Genomic DNA, 529 nt, shown 5'->3' with positions numbered 1-529 from the left:
GTTGCGAGCCATTTGTTGGGCTCTCCATGCCTGATAGGAGTACCTTTTAAAGTGTCTGTTGTATCGGGAGTTGCGTTCAATTTCTCGATAGATAGTGGCTTTGTGACGCCCCAGTTGTTTAGCTATTTTAGCGGTACTAATCCCTTGCTTTCTGAGCGAAGAAATCATATACCTTTCGTTCTCAGTGAGGTGCGTGTATCTCATGTTTTTTACTTCTTGGCGGGAGCAAACTTCATGATTATCGCATCTCACTGTTTTTGTGTTCAGAGGTGTCGCACTTCGTACTTGAATCCAAGAAGCCTAACAAACTGTTTAAGAGTGATTCGCAACGCGTGGCATTTTTACTATGCGTTGTGTTTGGTGTTTAAGGTGGTATGCGGCGGCTTCTGTATTGCGTTGCTCACACCTTAACAGGGCGTTATGTGCAAGGTTGATTATCAAAATCATAATCCCCATATAGTTCTTAGGCTTAATCAAATAGGAATGATGTATGCCACAGATTTATCGTACAGTTTCGCATGTTGATGGT

Annotated in this window: 1 protein-coding gene; it reads right to left on the bottom strand. The window is 42.5% G+C overall.

Features of this window, described 5'->3' with window-relative positions; all coding sequences use genetic code 11:
* The coding region (locus tag ACTS60_RS01000; RefSeq protein WP_440886796.1) for a helix-turn-helix domain-containing protein at window positions 1-204 on the bottom strand (204 nt) is incomplete at its 3' end.
* Window positions 205-529: the final 325 nt, after the last annotated feature.

This window comes from Vibrio sp. WZ-1, assembly GCF_052037695.1.
In the GTDB taxonomy this organism is placed as follows: Bacteria; Pseudomonadota; Gammaproteobacteria; order Enterobacterales; family Vibrionaceae; genus Vibrio.
The sequence above is the reverse complement of the archived record's forward strand: the minus strand, read 5'-3'. Positions and strand labels throughout refer to the sequence as shown.